The sequence below is a fragment of the Actinomycetospora sp. genome (genome assembly GCF_055612215.1).
In genome coordinates, this window is sequence record NZ_JBVPVA010001157.1 from 1 (window position 1) to 1,619 (window position 1,619).

A 1,619-nucleotide genomic window follows, 5' to 3' on the forward strand; every position below is an offset into this window, starting at 1 on the left:
GACGGGGCGGTGCACACGCGGTAGGCGTAGTGGCGGCGGATCGCGGAGAAGCGCGCGTCGAACCCGTCGGCGGCGACGGTCACGGCGTGGACCCGGACGTCGGGCGGGAGCATCCGGGCGAGCCGGCGGACCAGGCCGTCGGGCACGGCGCCGTCGTCGAGCAGCGCGGTGCCTGCCGAGGGCACGTCGGCGTGGGCGACCTGCGCGTCCGCGTGCACGCCCGCGTCGGTGCGCCCGGCGACGGTCAGCGCGACGGGGCCGCGCGCCAGCGTCGAGAGGGTCTCCTCGAGCACCCCCTGCACGGTGCGCAGGCCGGGCTGGCGGGCCCACCCGGCGAAGTCGGTGCCGTCGTAGGCGAGGTCGAACCGCAGCCGCGTCGGAGACGCCCCCGGGTCACCCGCCTCCGCAGACACCGCGGGCCCGCCGTCGTGGTCGACGGCGGGCCCGGGGTCGTGCTCGGGGGTCGGTCCGGTCAGGACGTGCCCTCGGCGTCGTCGTCGGTCCCGAGACCGGCGCTCGACTCGGACTCCTCCGCCATCGCCTCGGGGACCTCGGTCTCCGCGGCGGCCTCGGCCTCGGGGACCTCCGGCTCGGTGTCCGTGCCCACGGCCTGCTCGGCCTCGGCGGCCTCGGTCGCGTCGTCGGACGGGGCGAGGTCGGAGGGGGTGTCCTCGACGTCGGAGGACCCCGACGTCTCCGAGGACTCCGACGACTCCGCCGCAGCGATCGTCGCGGCCGTGGCCGCGGCACCGCCGGCCGGGCCGCCGACCTCACGGTTGGCCGCCGACCGGGTGGCCGCCGACGCCTCGGTGGACGCCAGCTTCTCGTTGACCAGCTCGATGATGGCCATCGGGGCGTTGTCGCCCTTGCGCGGCAGCGTCTTGATGATCCGGGTGTAGCCGCCGGGCCGGTCGGCGAAGAACGGACCGATCTCGGCCATCAGGCGGTGCACGACGTCCTTGTCGCGGATCTGCTGGGAGATCTCGCGGCGATTGTGCAGGTCGCCCTTCTTCGCCTTCGTGATGAGGCGCTCGGCGTACGGGCGCAGGCGCTCGGCCTTGGCCCGCGTGGTGTGGATGCGCCCGTGCGTGAAGAGCGACGTGGCCAGGTTGGCCAGCATCAGCTTCTGGTGCGCGGGGGATCCGCCGAGGCGGGGGCCCTTGGTGGGCGTGGGCATGTCTCGCTCCTGGTCTCGTGACGCCTTTCCGGCCGGCCCGGGTACGGGCCGGCCGGGGGCAGCACGTCAGAGTGGGTGGTGTCAGACCTGCACGAGCAGCTAGAGCTGCTCGGTCTCGGCGAAGTCCTGGCCGCCGTCGTCGGTCCCGAAGGAACCGAACCCGCCGCCGTCGCCGTAGGACTCGTAGCCCTCGGACGGGTAGTCGGCGGCCGCGGCGCTCGGGTCGAACCCGGGCGGGCTGTCCTTGAGGGCCAGCCCCAGGCCCGCGAGCTTCATCTTGACCTCGTCGATGGACTTCGCGCCGAAGTTGCGGATGTCCAGCAGGTCGGCCTCCGACCGGCCGACGAGCTCGCCGACCGTGTGGATGCCCTCCCGCTTGAGGCAGTTGTAGGACCGGACCGTGAGGTCGAGGTCCTCGATGGGCATCGCGAACGCGGCGATC

Annotated in this window: 3 protein-coding genes; all 3 read right to left on the bottom strand. The window is 74.1% G+C overall.

The window, feature by feature from the left end:
- Window positions 1-413, bottom strand: a 413-nt coding sequence (locus AC0CYZ_RS31215; protein ID WP_472222076.1) for a tRNA pseudouridine synthase A, incomplete at its 3' end; no start/stop codon positions are given.
- Window positions 414-472: 59 nt separating this feature from the next.
- Window positions 473-1,177 (bottom strand): 50S ribosomal protein L17, encoded by a 705-nt coding sequence (rplQ, locus tag AC0CYZ_RS31220; protein ID WP_472222078.1) that lies wholly within the window; start codon window positions 1,175-1,177, stop codon window positions 473-475.
- A gap of 99 nt (window positions 1,178-1,276) precedes the next feature.
- Window positions 1,277-1,619: DNA-directed RNA polymerase subunit alpha C-terminal domain-containing protein (locus AC0CYZ_RS31225; RefSeq protein ID WP_472222080.1), on the bottom strand; the 343-nt coding region annotated here is incomplete at its 5' end.

Coding starts and splice junctions, on each gene's coding strand:
- rplQ (WP_472222078.1), bottom strand. CDS start 1,177: ATGCCCACGCCCACCAAGGGCCCCCGCCTCGGCGGATCCCCCGCGCAC.